This window comes from Pseudoalteromonas sp. SR41-7 (assembly GCF_014163935.1).
Taxonomy (GTDB): Bacteria; Pseudomonadota; Gammaproteobacteria; order Enterobacterales; family Alteromonadaceae; genus Pseudoalteromonas; species Pseudoalteromonas distincta.
The window spans coordinates 160,241-179,158 of record NZ_JACJEF010000008.1 but is presented as its reverse complement, the minus strand read 5'-3'; the positions used below and the strand labels follow the sequence as shown (position 1 = coordinate 179,158).

Here is an 18,918-nt window from a genome sequence, read left to right as displayed (position 1 = left end):
GGGTTAAAAGTATGGATGCATCGGAATACTAAATACAGAACGTGATAGCATTTCAGCAACTGGGTAATCACCATCTTTATAAGTTACAGAGCTAAAAGCTGTTTGTTGATGCATGCAAGTACCATAATAAATCATGGTGGGTATACCTTGCTCTTTATACTTTGCCATTGCGGCATCTCGGTTGTCAGAAACTAAAGTATATTGCGCCCAAGAACTAATGTAGTGCTCAGGTACTTGAGGTGTTTTGTAATTACCTGATAATGTAGCTTCATAATTATCAGCTACTTTATTACGGCTTATAAGCTCAATTGGAAATTCTGCTAACTTCTCAAGTAATATCGCAGCTTGAATCGTATCTAATCGAGAGTTCATACCTATACGAACGTTGTCGTACTTGTCGCTACCTTTCCCATGAACGCGATAAGATTTTATTAACTCTGCATATTCGTCATTATTAGTAAATATTGCACCACCGTCGCCATAGCAACCTAGTGGTTTAGCAGGAAAAAAGCTTGTTGTTGCGATATCACCAAAGCTACCCGCTCTTTTGCCGTTAATACTACCACCAAAGCCTTGTGCTGCATCTTCAACTAATTTTAAATTATATTTGTTCGCAATTTTTTGAATTTCAGGGTAATTAGCTGGTAAACCAAATAAATCTACAGCGATTATAGCTCTAGGAACTAGCCTGCCTTCAGCTATAGTTGTTTGAATACGCCTTTCAAGATCAACAGGGCAAATATTAAAAGTGGCCTCGTCTGAGTCGACAAAGACAGGCGTAGCTCCTTCATAAGCAATAACCTCTGCAGTCGCGAAGAAAGTAAATGTAGGGCAGAAGACTGCGTCGCCTTTCTCAATATTAAGCACCATCATGGCAAGCGTAAGAGCATCAGTACCGTTCGCACATGTTATTGCATGTTTAACACCTACATATTCTGCAAGTTTTTCTTCTAGCTCGTGTACTTCAGGACCCATAATGTATTTACCATGATCTAATACATCTTGAATTCGTTTATCTATTTTTATTTTTAAGTGCTTGTACTGCGCAGCTAAGTCTATAAATTGCATTTAGTCATTACTCATTAATTAAAGTCAGTGTTGAACCTGAAAGCTGGTATATATCACCTGTATGCTTACACTTTTCGGTACCAGTCCCCTTAACAGGTAACTGGAGCTGTTCGCCGTATTTACTGATCCACCCAATCTGTTTAGCTGGCACACCTACCATAAGAGCAAATGCTGCTACATTTTTATTTATAACAGCACCAGCACCAACTAACGAATACTCGCCAATAGTTACACCACAAACAATTGTACAGTTAGCACCAAGTGTTGCGCCTTTTTTTACTAGTGTATCGCGGTACTCAGTTTTTCGCTCAATAAACGACCTAGGGTTGTATACATTAGTAAAAACCATGCTAGGACCGCAAAAAACATCATCCTCGATATAGACATTGTCGTAAATAGATACGTTATTTTGTACTTTTACATTATTACCAATAATAGCCTTGTTGCCTACAAACACGTTTTGACCTAAAGAACACCCTTCGCCTATCTGTGCCCCACTACACACGTGCACAAAATGCCAAACACGTGTGTTATTGCCTATTTTTGCCCCATTATCAACAATGGCGCTTTCATGCACGTGATAATCCATAACTATAAAACCTTTGCAAGTGATGGATGTGCTTTGTCGCCAGCTTCGACTACTAGCATTTCACGAATTTTTTCTACAGTTTCAATGGCAACTCTATTTTCATCAATACCAAAGCCGTTACCTGCTAATATATTTTGATAACTTTGAGTATGTAGATCAGTAAATCCACCTGAAAACTCAAGCTCCTCTGTATTAACCCCGTCATTAATTGTGATACTACGATAGGTAAGCTTTTCACCCTTAACAGCATTGTCAGGTAAGTTGTTAGCATCAATTGATAAGAACCACTTCACACGTGCACGCTCGTAAACAAGGTAGCCACTAGACGTTTTTTCATCACGATAATGAACTTCATTGTGCTTAAGTTCACCAAAAATAAAATGTAGCATGTCGTAAAAATGCACACCAATATTTGTGGCTACACCGCCTGATTTGTGGTCAAATCCTTTCCAAGATTTCATATACCACTTACCGCGCGAGGTCATATAGGTCAAATCTACATCAAATACTTTCTCTGCTGGCGCAGCGGCTACTTTTTCTTTTAAAGCAATGATTGAAGGATGCAACCTTAATTGAAGTATTGAGTTAACATTTGCTCCATACTTAGTTTCATATTCTTTGAGAATATCCATATCTTCTGAATTCAATACAAGTGGCTTTTCGCAAATGACATCAATACCATTTTTCAGTGCATATTTCATATGAGGTGCATGTAAATAATTAGGGCTGCAAATAGCTATGTAGTCTAGTTTTTGGCCCTTCATCGCACAATCTTCAACATACGCGGTAAAATCTTCAAACTCTGTAAAAAACTCAGCATCTGGGAAGTGGCTGTCCATGATCCCCACTGAATCATTAATATCCATTGCCACTAGAAGGTTATGACCTGTTTCTTTAATAGCTTTCAAATGACGAGGTGCTATATATCCTGATGCGCCTATAAGTGCAAAATTTTTCATCGTATTCCTTATTATAATCTTAGGTCAGAATCACTAGTTCCAAAAACATGTTTGACATCATATAAGACATGCTTTGATTTCCCATACTTACGAACAGCTCCAGCCCCCATTTTTTTGAACTCGCTGTGATCAACCGCTAAAACAATTCCATCATAATTATTTTCTTGTAGTGTGCTTATTAAATCAATACCGTATTCATGCTTAACTTCATCAGAGTTAGCCCAACTGTCGTAAACATCAACTGTCATATTAAAGTCTTTAAGCTCATTAACTATATCGATTATTTTGGTATTTCTGACGTCGGGGCAATCACCTTTAAAAGTAAAACCAAGCACGAGCACTTTTGCTTCATCAATATGTATTTTTTGACTTGATAGTTTTTTTACTAATTGAGTTGCAACATATTCACCCATACCATCATTTATTCTTCGACCAGCAAGTATAACTTCTGGGCGATATCCTACTTCTTGTGCTTTATGAGTTAAATAATATGGGTCTACACTAATGCAGTGCCCACCTACTAAACCAGGTTTAAACTTTAAAAAGTTCCACTTTGTGCCAGCTGCATTTAGCACCTCTTCTGTATCAATACCTAAGCGGTTAAATATTTTTGCAAATTCATTGATGATCGCAATATTCAAATCTCTTTGTGTATTTTCAATCACTTTCGCAGCTTCTGCTACTTTTATTGAACCAGCTAAATGAGTACCTGCGGTTATGATCGAGCTATATAGACTATTTACGAACTCACCTATTTCAAGCGTAGAGCCTGAAGTGATCTTCATAATTTTAGTTAGAGTATTTACTTTGTCACCTGGGTTTATTCGCTCAGGAGAGTAACCAGCAAAAAAGTCTTGATTAAATACTAAACCCGAAACTTTTTCGATAATAGGCAAGCATACTTCCTCGGTTGCACCTGGGTACACAGTAGATTCGTATATAACAACATCACCTTTTTGAACAAACTCTCCTAATAACTCTGATGCTTTTCGAAGTGGGGTTAGATCTGGCGCATTGCTTTCATCTATAGGGGTAGGCACCGTTACAATATACACATTACAACTGGCTAATTCTTGCTTATTACAAGAGAAGTTTAGCTGCTTAATATCTTGAAGTTCTTCATCACTGACTTCTAGCGTAGCATCATGCCCTGCACTTAGCTCATCTACCCTTTTCTGGTTTATATCAAAACCCAATACGGGATATTTTTTCCCAAACTCGACAGCTAATGGCAAGCCAACATAACCCAAACCAATAACGCCTATTTTAATTTCTTCTGATGAAATATACATTTTAATTTCTCTTAAGATTTGAAAGCTTTTCTTTAACTCTTGGTCTTTAGTTCAATTTTCTCTCAATTTCTTTTTGAATAAAAACCAAATAATACATATATAATAGCTAAGGCAGCCCCTAAGAACGCCCCTAGTATGCAAATAACAGCACGTTTAGGTTTGAACTTCTCTTCGGCTACAATGGCTGGGTCAATAGTTTTAAAAACATACTCATCCCGAACATTAGCAAACATAATCGTCTTGGTCTGCTCTTCGATTAATTTATAAAGTACTGTGCGTATATCGGCTATTTTTGTCTGCTCTAATTGTTGGGTTAAAAAGTCAGCGCTTTTATTTGCCTCTGCTACATCGCGAGTTTTCATCTCTGCATTTATATCGTGTATTAACCAATTAACCCATTGTTGAGCAATAACTGGGGATTTATGCTCAACCGCTAAGGTGATCATACCGGTTTCTTTATCATCAGCTATATTTATAATTTTAGTGAACTCTTTATAGGCCTCTTGCATTGAAGGTTCTGCCTTTTTAGGAGCTTTCACCTCTCGTAGCCAAGTATTTGTGCCTGAGTTATATATATTAGGATTATAATTTATAGTCCCCTTAGTTAAATCCCACGACTCTACCGCCATTAAATCTGGCAGCAAATTATGCTTTTGAATAAATTGAGTAATGAACTTACGAGATTTTAATACTTCAAGAGCCATTTGGGTCTTATCTCTTATGCCTGATCCTAAGTTGATTCCTGCTAAATTGGCTAAACCGCCAAATTGACCTGCCAATGAACCTATGCCACCTGATTTATCCTGCTCTGCAGGAGCCAATAATGCCTCAGACTTATAAATATTATCTTGATTGATTGCATAAAAGACAGATGCAATGGAAAACAAAGTAGTAATAACTATGATGGTCCATTTACCTTGCCAGATAGCTGAAAATATTTCTCGTAAGTTAACTTCGTCATTTACAATATTATGAGCTTCATCTGCACCATAATATTGCTTGGGGTTTTTTAATTTATTTTCCATTTAAATCTCACAAATTCAGCAGATAAGCATCAAATTTCTGTAATAGTTTAGATATAGGCTCAAGTATTACTTCAAATTGTTTATTCTGCGCGACATAAAGTCGCGCATATTTGTTAAAGGCTACCAATAGCAGCTACAGCCACACCAAGCTGATAAAGAATCTGCGTTGCTGTACTCCAAAGCGTTAGCTTATCCATATGCCCTGCATCCATTGGGATAACTATTGTGTCCCCTGGTTCTAACTGGTCAGCATTATTTGCTGCAAACCAGCCACCTGTGTTTGGTATTTTCACTGAACCATTAGCTTTAATAATGTAAATTCGATCTTCAGCCGCACGCTCTTTAAGGCCACCACTTAGCGCTATATAATCATCAACACTAACACCTGATTTATAAAGATGTGATGTTGAGTAATTAACTTCACCAATTACGCTGATTGAATCGCGCTTACTTGGTACATAAAGTGTATCGCCATCTTGCAGTACTAAGTTTTGTTGATTATTTACAATTAAAGGTAAATCAATTACTAAACGTCCTACGGCTTCTACACTTGCGAGGTCGTTTAACAGCTTGTTCATTTCTTCATAAGAAAGTGTGTTGCTACTTACCGAGTTTTGGAAGCTTTTAGAGGCAATGTCGCGGCGAAGCTCTGTAGATAAACGCGCTAACTGCTTTTCCTCTTGCTCTTTAATTGATGTACGGGTAAATACAGCTGCTTTTTGTTCTGCAAATTGTGAAAAACCACCCGCGCGATCAAGTAATTCAGTTAGCGTTTCACCACGGCGTATAGTGTACGTACCTGGAAATTTAAGCTCGCCTTTTAATTCTACTTTTACATTTTCTTGCCAATTTGGAATTGCAAAAACGTTGATGCTGTCTTTACTTTGTAATGTAATATTACTTTGAAGGTCGCCTTTCATGGCGCTTTCAAGGTCAAATCTTAAGTGTTCTATTTTAGAACCATCGCTGGCTACAATACGTGTAATTTCAGCTTGTTTTACGTAGGCAGACTCTAACAGGCCACCGGCTGCTGTTATTAAATCACTTACCTCACCACCAATCATTAGTGGATAAATACCAGGGAAAGTTACATTCCCGCTGATTTCAACTAATTGCATTGCTTGTTGCACTGATGCTTGCTGTTTAAATTTAGCAATAATCGGCGCTAATAAGTTATGGCGACTAAATAATGCATAATCCTCAGGTTTGAGTTCTTGGTCTTCTTCTTCTTTTGCTTTGCGTTTAGAAATTTCAGCAATTGTTAGTATTTTATTGTCTTCAAGAACAAGCTCTTCGCCTTCTTGATTAACACCAATATATTTTTCGAACTCTTTTTGCTCAAACTTGTGCCATTGCTCTGCTTTTTGTTGCTGCTCTTGTTGCTCTTGGCTAAGGGCCATATTTGCTAGAGCTGATTGCTCTGCTTCTTTTTCTTCAAAGCGACTAAATATAACAATTTTGTCGTTGCTCTGAAGCTGTAAGTTATTTTCAGGGTTTTTGATAATAGCTTGGGCTACATCAAACTGATGCGCTTCAATATCGCCATTAATATTAATTTCACGAATAACAAGCCCGTAGCTTAAATCCGCTTGTGGCAGTAAATCACCACGTACTGACTTAAGTACATCTGAAATACGTTTACCTTGATGCCATTGATAATTACCAGGGCGCGCTACAGCACCGATTAAGCTAACTGAATTTTGGTATTGCGAGCTAACCGAATTAAAACGAATACGGTCGCCATCTTGTGGGATATAGTTAATTTGTGGTTTTGAAAAATCGACCGAGAGTACTTCTTTACGATCGAAATTAAAGCGCTCTACAATTGCGCTTTTAGCGTATGCATTGGGTTTAAGGCCTCCGGCCATCGCTAATAACTGCTTAGCAGATTCGCCTTTTTTAAGTTCAAAAATAGCGGGACGTTTAACTGCACCCTCAACTGTTACTTGAGCGCCAACTGATGGAATAAATACAGCATCGCCCGGCTTTAATACGATATCGTTACTGCTATCGCCATTAATAAGTAAGTCGTAAAGGTCAAAGTTTGCAACTACGTTGCCTGCGCGTTTAACTTGAATATTACGAAGAGAAGCAATATCAGATACGCCACCGCTTACGAATAATGCGTGCGAAACGGTTGTTAATGATGAAACACTGTAGCTACCGGGCTTGTAAGCCTCTCCTAGCACTAAAATACGCATGCTACGAAGCTGACCAAGCGATACAAACGCTTTTACACCAATTACCTCTTGCTCTACTTTTACTTTTACTAATTCTTTAATTTCAGCAAAGGTCAAACCGGCCACTTCTACAGGGCTTAAATCTGGAATACTAATACGTCCTTCACGGTCAACTATAACTTCAAAACTGTCACTTTCTTTACCATAAAAGTTTATTTTTAATTGATCGCCAGGGCCCACAATATATGTATCTGGTACTGCGGCATTTTCGCTTGGCATAAATGTAGTTGGTTCACCTGCAAACAATTCGTAACCGTACGGCTTTAATTCGTCTGTTTTTGGTTTAAAGCGCTCTTCATCTGTAAGCTCTTCTTTTTCTGGCTCGGTACGCTCACCAATACTATTTTGTTGCTGTGTATTATTTTGATTATTAGATTGGTTTGAACCAGTGATCGTTGATATGTCAACACCATACTGTTTTGCGAGGGCTTCTTGTTGAGCTTTCGGTAACTTTTTAAATTGCTCAATTTGAGACGCTGTTGGCGTAAAAGCCAAAGCACTAAAACTACAAAGTAGAATAAAAGCACTAATTAATTGTGTAAAAACTTTCACGAGTAGGTATATCCCTAGGTCTACAACCAAAATTGGCCGCTATAATACCTTAATTTTAGGCAAATAAAAAAGGGACTTTCGTCCCTTTTGTCACTTTAGTGTAATTAACTTAACTACATTGGTTAAAAACTGTAAACCAACGTGAATGACGTTTCAGTGTCAGTGCTTTCTTTATCGTCAGCAACATCTGAGTTGTTAGTGACATTAAAAGCGACTTTCATTTGTAACGAGCCGTTTATTTTTGCAAGTAATGCAGTTTCAGAACGAGTTTTAGTGTTTGTATCACCATACTCTACAGCAACTAATTGAGTAAAACGTGCATTCTCAGAAATTTGCCAGTTGTAATCTAACTTACCTAAGGCAATTACTTCGCCTTCAAATTCACCAGCAAGAGAGTTACCGTTGTCATCAACTTCAGTGCTGTCATCTGGGTATTCAAAGTATTTATAACCAGGACCAATTTCAGCACTTAGCCACATAGTTTTTTCGTTTAATAAACGTAAACCGTAACCTGCAGAAATTACTGACTCACTTCTATACGCTCCAAAATAATCTGAAACGTGTGAACCATAAATGAATAAATGAGAATGATCTTCATTTAATTTGTAATTACCTTGTGCAGAAATTGAATACTTCTCGTTAGTGCGCTGCTTATTTTTGTCGCCATTAGCATCTTCAACTTCATCTTCTTTGTAGATGCCGTCTAGCTTGTATTCGTTGTTCCAGTGTTCAAGATTGTGCTGAACTTTGATGCCACCTTTAAGTGTGGTCGTTTCTGTATTACCACTTGTGACAATAGCACCTAATTCACTGGTAACTTCCCATGTTCTTTGTTCTGCGTCTGCAGCAAATGCGTTTGTTGCAGCAGAAGCCGCAACTAAAACTGATAAAAGCTTTAATTTCATTAAAAAATAACCTTTGGATAAATGTACATCTATTTTATTAAAGCATTACTTGTTAGAGCAAGCTAAACAGCTAAGTAATAATGTAAAAAATTTTCATGCGGCAGATCCCGCATGAAAATTTTATGTTTAATAGCTTTTTAGCACTACAACAATTAAAGATAACTTTAATTAAATAACTATTTAAAATTAGTCTTGCTTGTGAAAGTGAACATCCATTTGTGGAAATGGGATAGTAATATCTGCATCATCTAATGCAATTTTAATATTTTCCATTAATGACCAGTAAGTAGGCCAATAATCAGTAGCGTTAACCCAAGGGCGAACAATAAAGTTAACACTTGAATCGCCTAACTCATTTACAGATACATTGTAAGCTGGATCTTTAAGTATGCGTGTTTCTGCATCTAATACAGATTTTAATACTTCTTTTGCGTGACGTAAATCAGCATCGTAGCCAACACCAATAACTAAATCGATACGACGAGTAGACTCTCGTGAGAAGTTAGTAATAGCACCAGACATTATTTGAGAGTTTGGTACGATAATTACTTTGTTATCTGGAGTACGTAGTTCAGTTGAGAATATTTCGATTTTTTTAACCGTACCCATTTTATTACCTGCTTCAACAAAGTCACCAGACTTAAATGGACGAAGTAAAATAATTAGTACGCCTGATGCGAAGTTAGATAATGAACCTTGTAATGCTAAACCAACAGCTAAACCGGCAGCACCTAAAATAGCAATGAACGAAGTTGTTTCAATGCCAATTTGCGAAAGTGCCATTAAAATAGTTACAGCAAATACAAGTGTGTACACAATACTTGAAACAAATGAACCGACAGCTTTATCTACTTTCTTTTTAGCAAAACCTTTTTCAGTTAAGTTAGAACAAAACTTAGCAACACGACTACCAAGTAAAAAGATAACAAGCGCAACAACTGCTTGTATACCGTAGTGTAAAATTAGGCCTGAGTTATCGTTAAGCCAATTAAGTACTGAATCCATATCTACTCCAAATGTTTTTTATTAAGCGTTTTCGGGCATTATTATACATTAATTTACAATTTATTCTCATGAAATAATGAATTAATACTATTAAATGCAAGTATATTCGATTTTTTAGAGGTATTTATGCGATAAAACATAGCCTACCTTGAAAAAATATTAACGACTAAATACTAATTATATTTGCCTGATTTAAATTATTTTAATTTATTTCACTTTTAGGCTTCACAACAATTATTATTTTATGTATTATGCGCGCCACACCAAACGAGGTGTGTGTAGTGGCGGTTGTAGCTCAGTTGGTAGAGCCCCGGATTGTGATTCCGGTTGTCGCGGGTTCAAGCCCCGTCAATCGCCCCATTTTTTTCCTAGTAAGCCTCATATTTATACCCTATTAATTATCCTATTATATAAATTCTAAAACCTGCTACTATATTAACCTTACAACACAATTATTCATACTCTAGTTAAACCCACTAATTTACAAATCTCACGCAGCGATTAAATCACTCCTAGATTAAAAATTTCAACCCACAAAGCTCAACACCCCCTAATTAGTAATAACACTTAATAAACAAGTATTTAACTCCAATTCGCTTAATTAAGTGTTCTATTTTGAGGATGGAAAAACATATTGATAGCTAGGCAAAAAATTCGCTATTTCATTGTTCTCGGCAATTGCTCCTGCATTGCTCTGCATCCATGCAGTCGTATATGAGAATTTTTTAACACAGGTAGCGACACGTTTAGCCCCGCAAAATGACTAAGTATTATCGCGGATTGGTATAACTCATTACTTATCTACAATTTATTAACCAATGTGACTGTATTAACTATACTTAGCTACAAAAAGTGGTAGGTTTCTAATGTTGGCATCACTTTTTACAAAACATCAAACTTCTACTGGGATATAAAATTAAACATGATTAAACAGGTTTTAAGAAATTTACTGTGTAGTTGTTTAGCTGTAATGAGCTTTAACTCATTGGCTCAAAGCAATGATGAATTCAATAAGCTATTGATTGAGCTTCAAAAACTAGTTTCTGAAAAAAAATACACTCAGGCTTATCAAAAAAGTAATAGCGAATACCAGTACCTGGGCGAACCCGTATACGACTTTTTATTAGGGGTCAGTGCACTTAAAACAGGGCATGCGGCGCCAGCTGTATTTGCCTTTGAACGCGTGGTTGAAAATAATCCTAGATGGTATGAAGCTCGCTTGTACTTAGTTCGTGCTTATTTAACAGTTAATAATTTACCTGCTGCCGATACTCAAGCTTTAATACTAATTAACTCACCTGACACACCTAATAATATAAAGTCTTCTGCACAGTCATTGCTAGAAACTGCTGCACTTAAGCAACAAGAGGCTGGACGCTCTTATAAACAAAATATTGAGCTTGCCCTTGGCGTAGATGGCAACGTAAACGCAGGTACTGCAGAAAATACGATTATAATTCCTAATATTGGTGAGTTTTTGTTATCGCCAGAAAGTAAAAGTACGCAGGACAACTATGCACGACTTAATTACAGAGGAAAGTACTCTCACCCTATTGATCAAAAAAGCTTAATCACTTTAAGTATTGATACCGGGTGGTACAAGTTTGAAGAACTCAGTCAATACGATCGTATAAATGCGCACATTAATGCCGCCTATCAATATAAACAAAATGACATAAGTTGGTTTGCACGAGTTGCTACCACTCCGTTGATGCTTAATGGCGAACTTTATCGTACTGAATCAGCTTTAACGGCCGGAGCTAATTTTACGCTAAATAAACAAGTTAATTTATTTAGCTCTTTGACTGCGGGTGTTTTAAACAATAGATTTGATGAAAAGCTCGATAACTCATTTTATGCGATGAATGCAGGTGCTAGCTATGCAGCTAAAAATTGGTTTCAAAGCTTAAGCATTAACGCTAAAAGCGAGGAAGCGGACATTACTGAAGGTGAATTTAATAGCCGTAATATTACGAGCTTGTACTACCAAGTGAATACTCAGTTGGCTCAACATTGGCAGTTGTTATCTCTTGCTGGATACCAATGGATTAATTATAAAGATGATCACCCTTTATTTTTACAAGAACGTGCCGATAACCTCTTTATGTTCTCAACTTCTGTTCGCTACTTAGTTAATCGCGATTTAGCCATACAGTTGGCTGCCAACTATCAAGATAAATCCAGTAATATTTCTTTATTCGAATATGACCGTTTAGATATAAATTTAAGCGCTTCTTACTCATTTTAATTTAAGGTATTTATGAAACATTTACTCCCTGTAATTACCACTTTACTTTGTGTAAGTTTTTATACACAAGCAAACGACCCTGCTGGTAAAACTATTTTAGCACGAGGCTCTGTACTCGCGGTTGATGGAAGCAATGAACAACAACGACAGTTGCAGCGCAGAGATACTGTTTTTGGCGTAGATCGCATTACGACTGGAGAGAAAAGCAAAGCGCAATTTTCGATGTTGGATGGTGGCTTAATAGCCTTAAAAGAAAACTCAGTATTAAATATTGCTAACTACGAATTTAATGACAATACCCAACAAGGCTCTGCTTCTATTGAGTTACTTAAAGGCGGTTTGCGCTCTATTTCCGGCGTAATTAAAAAAAATGGCGGCTCTTATAGTGTAAAAACTCCCGTAGGCTCTATTGGTATACGCGGAACGCATTTTGAAGTTCAACTGGTTAAAGGCGATGTATTTTTAGCGGTATGGGATGGCGCAATAGATTTAACGTTAGAAAATAATAACGTGGTTTCTTTGGGTGATAACGAAGCATTTTCGTTTGCACAAATTACAGCCACTGGTGAAGTCTTTAAAACAACACGTGCGGCACGTGTGTTTGATCAAAATATAGTAGCAATTGACCCTAAAGGCGACAACGAAGAAGAAACTGAGCAAGCATCGGTAACTGAAGTTGAAGTAAATACTTTTGAAGCAGATACAGGTGTTATGGATATATATTCTGAACAACAATTTCAAACTGTTAGCAGCGCATCTTTAGTCGATCAAATAGCTCAGCGCCAAGGTGTATTTAACTATGAGGCATCAAGCTTTAATGTAAATTCGAGTGTGGGTGCTGTTACTGACTTTGCTATGACTATGGCAGTTGATTTTGATAATGGCACCGTACCTGATGGCGAAATTAGTTTTAATGACGCCGGTGGAAATTGGTATGCAGCTTACAGCGGCTTAATAAATTTAAGCGAACTTGAGCTGGCCGTTACATTTGCATCCCATGGTAACAATAAAGCCGAGGGCGATGTTGATGCAATATTTTTGAATGACCTAGACAATATTACTGGCAACTTTAATCTTAACGAAATAAATAATCCTGATGTAAATGCTAGCGGTTCTTTTAAATTAGAACCATAAACACATTGGATACAAAGCTTTTATTATGGAGTATTTAAAATGACAGCAAAAAATTTATTTTTGCTTGGTTCTATGGTGTTTTTGTTAAGTGCCTGTGGAGGCTCAGAAGAAAGCCCCACTCAAGAGACAATACAATCACCTACGGCTGAAGTAGTACCGCCATCGGTGACTAGCTATATAAATTTGGCTGGTGTTATAGCGAGTAATCAAACCAAGAGTACAAAAGTTTTAGGTGCTGTCACTTCAAGTAGAGGAGTTGTTGGAGCAAGTTTAGCTAATACTCGCGCTAATATTGTTTTTCCACAAACAAACGACACCGTACAAGGTAATGTTTCTTTTTTACTTGAAGCTTCGGATACTGATGGCATTGCTGAAGTTAATTTAGTACTCCCTAGCGTTAATAAAAGCATATCACTTTGTTCTTCTGATTGTGGTGTTGGCTACGAAAAGTCAATTATAGGCCTCAGCCCTGCGCTTTATGGCGTAATTCCTGGGGAAATACGTCTCGAAATATGGATAACTGACACTTTAAATAATCAAGTACTTGCTGATGCAATCACTTTTAACTGGCAACCATATCAAATTGAAGGTGTTACAGCACAACGAGACGAAGATAATATTAATCTTTCGTGGCAAGCTAACCCCGAACTTAATCGTTACAACGTTTATATTGCAACTCAAGCTGGAGTCTCATCTACTAATATTAATGAATTAGAGAATGGGCAACAATTTTTAAGTATTCAAGATACTGCATTAAGCATTACCGAGTCACTTACAGATAAAAGTTACCAAGTACTTATTACCGGTGTTGATGGCAGTGGTGAAAGTGGTTTTGCTAATATAATAAATATAGCGCCAGTGGGTGGAGAGCTTGCATTTGCACCAGAGGCCAATGTCGATCAGTTTCAGATAAATGAAGATCAAACTCTGCAAGGTAACGTGCTAACAAATGATACGAATCAATACAGTGGCGATTTACGTGTAAATGCAGATGCATTAATTCTACCGCAGCATGGCACTCTTAATATAAATGAAAATGGGGATTTTACTTATATCCCTATTGCAAACTTTAATGGTGAAGATGCCTTTAGCTATCAAGTTGCTAACGAGCTAGGTATGACAGATACCGCAGTTGTAGAGATAACCATTTTAGCTATTAACGACGCTCCTATTGCGCTTGATAATACTTACAGCATTACAAACAATGGAACCTTAGTTGTCCTATCGCCAGGCTTACTTATAAACGATAGCGATATAGACTTAGATGACTTAACTGTTGATACAACGCCGGTTAGCGAACCAACAAGAGGACAATTAACCCTTTTTGATAATGGTGGCTTTGAATACCAAGGCGAGCAAAATATGCAAGACCAAGACAGCTTTCAGTACAGAGTTGTTGATGCACAAGGTGCTCAGGCTATTGCAAATGTAACCATTGTAAGTTCAAACACTAACGTAGCCCCTGTAACAAACAATGATAGCTATAGTTTAAGCGAAGATGAAACACTTGTGGTTACAGCAGCCAATGGTGTGCTTAGTAACGATACTGACCCAAATAATGACAGTTTTTCAGTTGATGAAACGTTTATGGTGGCACCCACACATGGCCAACTATTATTAGCAACTGATGGCAGCTTTAGTTATGTGCCGGATGCTAATTTTAATGGTGTTGATCAATTTCAATATCAAGCTATTGACTCATTAGGTGCAACCTCTACAGCCACAGTAACTTTAGTAATAAACAGCGAACCCGATAACCCTGTTGCACAAAATGATGCCTATCAATTTAGCAAAAATAAACTATTTGAAGTAACAGTACAAAATGGCTTATTAATTAACGACTTTAATATTGAGGCTGGTGATTTATCGGTTAATACCACAGCAATTAATGCAACTCAAAATGGGGAACTTACATTAAATGCTGATGGCTCGTTTACCTATCAGCCAGACTTAGGTTTTATTGGTGTAGATAGCTTTACCTATTCAATTTCAAATGAGCAAGGCTTAACTGCAACAGCTCAAGTAACCTTAAGTGAAAGCGGCGTTAATACTTTTCCACAAGCCAATGACGATCAATATACGTTAGACGAAGACAGCTCTGCATCTTTATTAGATGTGCTAGCTAACGACACTGATGCAGATGGCGATACAATAAGTATTTCTAATATAGAAAATACTGCTGGAGAAGCGACTATTGTCGCCGGAAAAATACAGTTTACTCCACCAGCAAATTTTTCAGGTGAAATAGTGCTAACTTACACCATTACTGATGGTTATAGCACTGGTAATGAAGGTATAAACGACAGAACAGCAAGTGTGACGATTACCGTTACACCCGTTAATGATGCCCCAACTGCAAATGCTGACTCAGCAACGATGAACGAAGATGCTCCTGCGTTATTAGTTAACGTATTAGCTAATGACTCCGACATTGATGGCAATACTCTTGTGATAACAGCAGCTACTGCAGATAGAGGTTCTGCATCTGTTGTTGATAATAAAATCCAATATACGCCTGCTCCTAATACAAATGGAACAGCAATTATTAACTACACAATAAGTGATGGTAACGGCGGTACTGCAACTACTAACTTAACAATTACTATTACTCCCGTAAACGATGCTCCAATGGCCAACGCAGACTCAGCTACAATAGATGAAGATGCAGCGCCAATACTGATAAACGTATTAGCAAATGACTCAGATGAAGATGGCGACAGCCTGACGATCAGTGCTGCCTCAGCTGATATTGGCTCTGTATCAGTGGTTGGCAATCAAATTCAATATACACCGGCAGCCGACGACAACGGCTTAGCAACAGTTACTTATACTGTAAGCGATAGCAACGGCGGCGCCAGTACAGCAACGTTAACTATCACTATTACTCCCGTAAACGATGCTCCAATAGCAAACGCCGATTCGGCTACCATGGCTGAAGATGCAGCACCGCTACTCATTGATGTGTTGATTAATGATTTAGACGCTGATAGTGATAGCCTAAGCATAACAGCAGCGTCAGCCGATAGCGGTTCAGTATCCGTTATTGATAACAAACTACAGTACACACCGGCTGTAAATACCAACGGTATTGTTGTTGTCAGTTATACTGTTGATGATGGGAATAACGCTACAGATACTGGTAGTTTGTCAATTACGATTGCTCCTATTAACGATGCTCCAGTTGCGTCAAACCAAGGTTTTAATATTAGCGAAAACGCAACCGATGGCGACACTATTGGGACTGTTAGTGCCTCAGACATTGAGAACCAAAATTTAAGTTACACCATACTCAGTGGTGCCCCCATATTCGAAATAAATAATGATTCTGGCTTATTAACTGTAAAAGGTGAAAGCCCGTTTGATTTTGAAACAACTCCTCAGTACATATTGAGCCTAGCTATTACTGACGACGGTACGCCTAACGAAACAACTCCTATTAATATAATAATTGATATCACTGATGATATGGAGCCCCTAGTTCCTGTTGAAGATGAAACATTTGGTCGCCCTATAACAGGTGAACTTGAGCTTTCTGGAGTTTTTTCAAGCGGTGAATTTAATGACAGTATTGAGCTAAATAATAACCTTTACTTTGTAGGTTTTAGTAATAACAGCGACAAAGATATTGTTATTGCATCGTATACAACGAGTGGTGTGATAAATACAGCATTTAATGGTGATGGCGTTAAAGTATTAGATTTAGAAAATGATGAACAAGCAACAGCTATCATCTCTGATGGTACAAGCCTCTTTGTTGCTTACACTAGTTTTGATGGCACAAATACCGAAGCATGTTTGTTGAAAATGAATACCGCTGGCGTATTAAGTAATAACTCTGGAGATAATAATTCAGGTATTCACTGTACCGCATTAGCAAGCACCCTCGTGATTAATGACCTTGAATTTAGCGACAATAAAATTCAGGCTGTTGGTAAGTCATTTAATGGTAACGACAGCGATAGCTTATGGATAAAATACGATATATCTACGCTCGCTTATGAAGCCGGAAGCCCTAAAATTGTCGATGTGAGCGGCGCTAGTAGAGATGACGAAGCGTTTGCTATTAAAAACTTTAATAGCTCTGATCTTATGGTTGTTGGCAGTGTCACAAGTGCAACTGGCGATAAAGACGTACTTATTCGTTATTTAATTTCTGATGGTGAAAACAACGGAAGTTTTAATGGTAGCGCAGCATTATCGTTCGACTTGTCTGAGAATAATAAAGATGACGAATTATTTGCAATTGGCGGTGCTAAAAACACCGACTTTACAGCTTTTGCAGGTGGTTACATAACTCGTAACAGTGGTGAAAAAGAAGCCGTGGTTTTGGCTATTGATAAAACGGGTACTCTTATAACGAGTTTTGGTGATGCAGGTACTGCTATTTACGATATTGATGGTAACGGTGGTGCAGGTAATGGTGGCGCGAACGTAACAGGCGTAAAATACGAGCCAATTAAAAATGGAATTACTTTATCTGGCACTACCGGTGTTTCTGCTAGTGAAAAACTATTTTCTGCCCGTATTTTAATGTCTGATGGTTCACTTGATAGTACTTATGGTGCATCAGGTATTAATATTATTTCAGGTATCAATGGTAAGCAATTTGCCAAATCGGCAACTATAGATGCGAATGATACAGTATGGGTATCGGGTGTTATTGACGACTCAACCACTAAACCATTTGTTGCAGCAATTGACGAGCAAGCCACATTATTTACCAACTTTGCAGACGTTGGTTATCTTGCTTTTGATACTATAAGCGCAGAATCTGACGATCAATCAATGCACGTTTTACAACTTAGCAATGACCCTCATGCCGGTAAGTATATTCTTGCATCAACGGCTAAATCGGACTCAATTATTAAGTTGGTATTAACACGCTTTACGAGTACGGGGGCTATAGATACTAGCTTTAGCGAAAGTGGTCATAAAGAAATTGCCATAGATTTGAGCGTACCTAATATAGCGTTGGTTGAACACAATAGCGGCAGCTTATTTGTTGCGGGATCTAAAAGCAAAACTGACGGTGAAGAGGGCTTTATAGCTAAAGTCGATCAAAATGGTGATTTAGATACCTCATTCGCCAGTGATGGTATTTACTCTACTTCTATTTCAGATGCTGAAAAGCTTAACTTAACTGATTTAGCACTACATGATGGCAACGTTGTAGCAGTTGGCTCTGTAGTTATAGCCGATACTCCTAGTTCGTTTATCATGATGCTAGATTCTGACGGTACACTTGACGATGACTTTGGTAGCAATGGAAAAATTATAGGAACACCTTTTGAATATTATGAAAGTGTTTTTATCAGTGATGATAGTATTTTTATTGGTGGTAAATCTGTATCAGGTGCCAGTTCAGAATTAATAGCATTAAAGCTCGACTCCGACGGTGAGCAAACCTACAAATACATAGGTGAAACAACCATTGATTCCGAGAATAAAATGGTAAAAGTTTTAGTCGACGAATCAAATAAATTATATTTAATTGCAAACGTTGTAGATACGCCTAATAAAGCCAGTATTACGCGATTACTCGCATCCGGAGTAATTGATGACAGCTACCCTTTAGGCCAATATACATTAGCTTCAACGGGAGATACCGAAGTAAAAAGTGCCGTTTTTGATACCAACAACAATATTGTTTTAGTTGGTATGGGCAACAATAAAGGCATGTTAGCGCGCATTTTAACTGACGGTACTTTAGATAATACGTTTGGAGCCAGTGGTGTCGGATTTTATGAAGCAAGCCAATGTGTCAGTACACATGTATTTACTTCAATTATCCTGCAAAATGATACCCAAGTTGTTGTAAGTAGCACTTGTAATGACACTAACTCTAACAATGTTAGTATTTCTAAATTCAATTTTGAAGCAGATGGAGCTTAGCCTTAAATT

Annotated in this window: 11 protein-coding genes and 1 tRNA gene; 4 read left to right on the top strand and 8 right to left on the bottom strand. The window is 37.6% G+C overall.

What is annotated here, in order from left to right; genetic code table 11:
* Positions 1-3: 3 nt before the first annotated feature.
* The 8 genes from H5092_RS12925 to H5092_RS12890 form a co-directional block, all read right to left on the bottom strand.
* Entirely contained in the window at positions 4-1,068 is a 1,065-nt protein-coding gene (locus tag H5092_RS12925; RefSeq protein ID WP_154903969.1) for a DegT/DnrJ/EryC1/StrS aminotransferase family protein, read from the bottom strand.
* 7 nt (positions 1,069-1,075) lie between these two features.
* Positions 1,076-1,657 (bottom strand): acyltransferase, encoded by a 582-nt coding sequence (locus H5092_RS12920; protein ID WP_182733644.1) that lies wholly within the window; start codon positions 1,655-1,657, stop codon positions 1,076-1,078.
* Between the two features lie 2 nt (positions 1,658-1,659).
* Positions 1,660-2,616: a Gfo/Idh/MocA family oxidoreductase gene (locus tag H5092_RS12915; protein WP_154903971.1), complete on the bottom strand. Its 957-nt coding sequence runs from the start codon at positions 2,614-2,616 to the stop codon at positions 1,660-1,662.
* An 11-nt stretch (positions 2,617-2,627) separates the two neighbouring features.
* The gene (gene tviB / locus H5092_RS12910; RefSeq protein ID WP_182733643.1) at positions 2,628-3,908 is read right to left on the bottom strand and encodes a Vi polysaccharide biosynthesis UDP-N-acetylglucosamine C-6 dehydrogenase TviB; all 1,281 of its coding nucleotides are present in this window, start codon (positions 3,906-3,908) and stop codon (positions 2,628-2,630) included.
* A 62-nt stretch (positions 3,909-3,970) separates the two neighbouring features.
* On the bottom strand, positions 3,971-4,933 hold the full coding sequence (locus H5092_RS12905) for a Wzz/FepE/Etk N-terminal domain-containing protein (protein WP_154903972.1): 963 nt from the start codon (positions 4,931-4,933) through the stop codon (positions 3,971-3,973).
* A 113-nt stretch (positions 4,934-5,046) separates the two neighbouring features.
* On the bottom strand, positions 5,047-7,725 hold the full coding sequence (locus H5092_RS12900; RefSeq protein WP_182733642.1) for an SLBB domain-containing protein: 2,679 nt from the start codon (positions 7,723-7,725) through the stop codon (positions 5,047-5,049).
* A gap of 122 nt (positions 7,726-7,847) precedes the next feature.
* On the bottom strand, positions 7,848-8,630 hold the full coding sequence (locus H5092_RS12895) for a YdiY family protein (RefSeq protein WP_024596589.1): 783 nt from the start codon (positions 8,628-8,630) through the stop codon (positions 7,848-7,850).
* Between the two features lie 186 nt (positions 8,631-8,816).
* Complete coding sequence (locus H5092_RS12890) at positions 8,817-9,635, bottom strand: mechanosensitive ion channel family protein (RefSeq protein ID WP_182733641.1); 819 nt, start codon at positions 9,633-9,635, stop codon at positions 8,817-8,819.
* Between the two features lie 284 nt (positions 9,636-9,919).
* On the opposite strand from H5092_RS12890, the gene H5092_RS12885 reads away from it, so the two are divergent.
* The 4 genes from H5092_RS12885 (at position 9,920) to H5092_RS12870 (ending at position 18,909) form a co-directional block, all read left to right on the top strand.
* Positions 9,920-9,995 (top strand) — tRNA-His (locus H5092_RS12885).
* 562 nt (positions 9,996-10,557) lie between these two features.
* Complete coding sequence (locus H5092_RS12880) at positions 10,558-11,883, top strand: surface lipoprotein assembly modifier (protein WP_182733640.1); 1,326 nt, start codon at positions 10,558-10,560, stop codon at positions 11,881-11,883.
* Positions 11,884-11,895: 12 nt separating this feature from the next.
* Positions 11,896-13,017, top strand: a complete 1,122-nt coding sequence (locus tag H5092_RS12875; RefSeq protein ID WP_182712121.1) for a FecR domain-containing protein — start codon at positions 11,896-11,898, stop codon at positions 13,015-13,017.
* Positions 13,018-13,056: 39 nt separating this feature from the next.
* Positions 13,057-18,909 (top strand): Ig-like domain-containing protein, encoded by a 5,853-nt coding sequence (locus tag H5092_RS12870; RefSeq protein WP_182733639.1) that lies wholly within the window; start codon positions 13,057-13,059, stop codon positions 18,907-18,909.
* Positions 18,910-18,918: the final 9 nt, after the last annotated feature.

What these genes read in the sequence shown, in the direction of transcription:
- tviB (WP_182733643.1), bottom strand. Translation starts at nt 3,908, where the DNA reads ATGTATATTTCATCAGAAGAAATTAAAATAGGCGTTATTGGTTTGGGT.
- H5092_RS12915 (WP_154903971.1), bottom strand. Translation starts at nt 2,616, where the DNA reads ATGAAAAATTTTGCACTTATAGGCGCATCAGGATATATAGCACCTCGT.
- H5092_RS12925 (WP_154903969.1), bottom strand. Translation starts at nt 1,068, where the DNA reads ATGCAATTTATAGACTTAGCTGCGCAGTACAAGCACTTAAAAATAAAA.
- H5092_RS12875 (WP_182712121.1), top strand. Translation starts at nt 11,896, where the DNA reads ATGAAACATTTACTCCCTGTAATTACCACTTTACTTTGTGTAAGTTTT.
- H5092_RS12895 (WP_024596589.1), bottom strand. Translation starts at nt 8,630, where the DNA reads ATGAAATTAAAGCTTTTATCAGTTTTAGTTGCGGCTTCTGCTGCAACA.
- H5092_RS12890 (WP_182733641.1), bottom strand. Translation starts at nt 9,635, where the DNA reads ATGGATTCAGTACTTAATTGGCTTAACGATAACTCAGGCCTAATTTTA.
- H5092_RS12870 (WP_182733639.1), top strand. Translation starts at nt 13,057, where the DNA reads ATGACAGCAAAAAATTTATTTTTGCTTGGTTCTATGGTGTTTTTGTTA.
- H5092_RS12905 (WP_154903972.1), bottom strand. Translation starts at nt 4,933, where the DNA reads ATGGAAAATAAATTAAAAAACCCCAAGCAATATTATGGTGCAGATGAA.
- H5092_RS12920 (WP_182733644.1), bottom strand. Translation starts at nt 1,657, where the DNA reads ATGGATTATCACGTGCATGAAAGCGCCATTGTTGATAATGGGGCAAAA.
- H5092_RS12880 (WP_182733640.1), top strand. Translation starts at nt 10,558, where the DNA reads ATGATTAAACAGGTTTTAAGAAATTTACTGTGTAGTTGTTTAGCTGTA.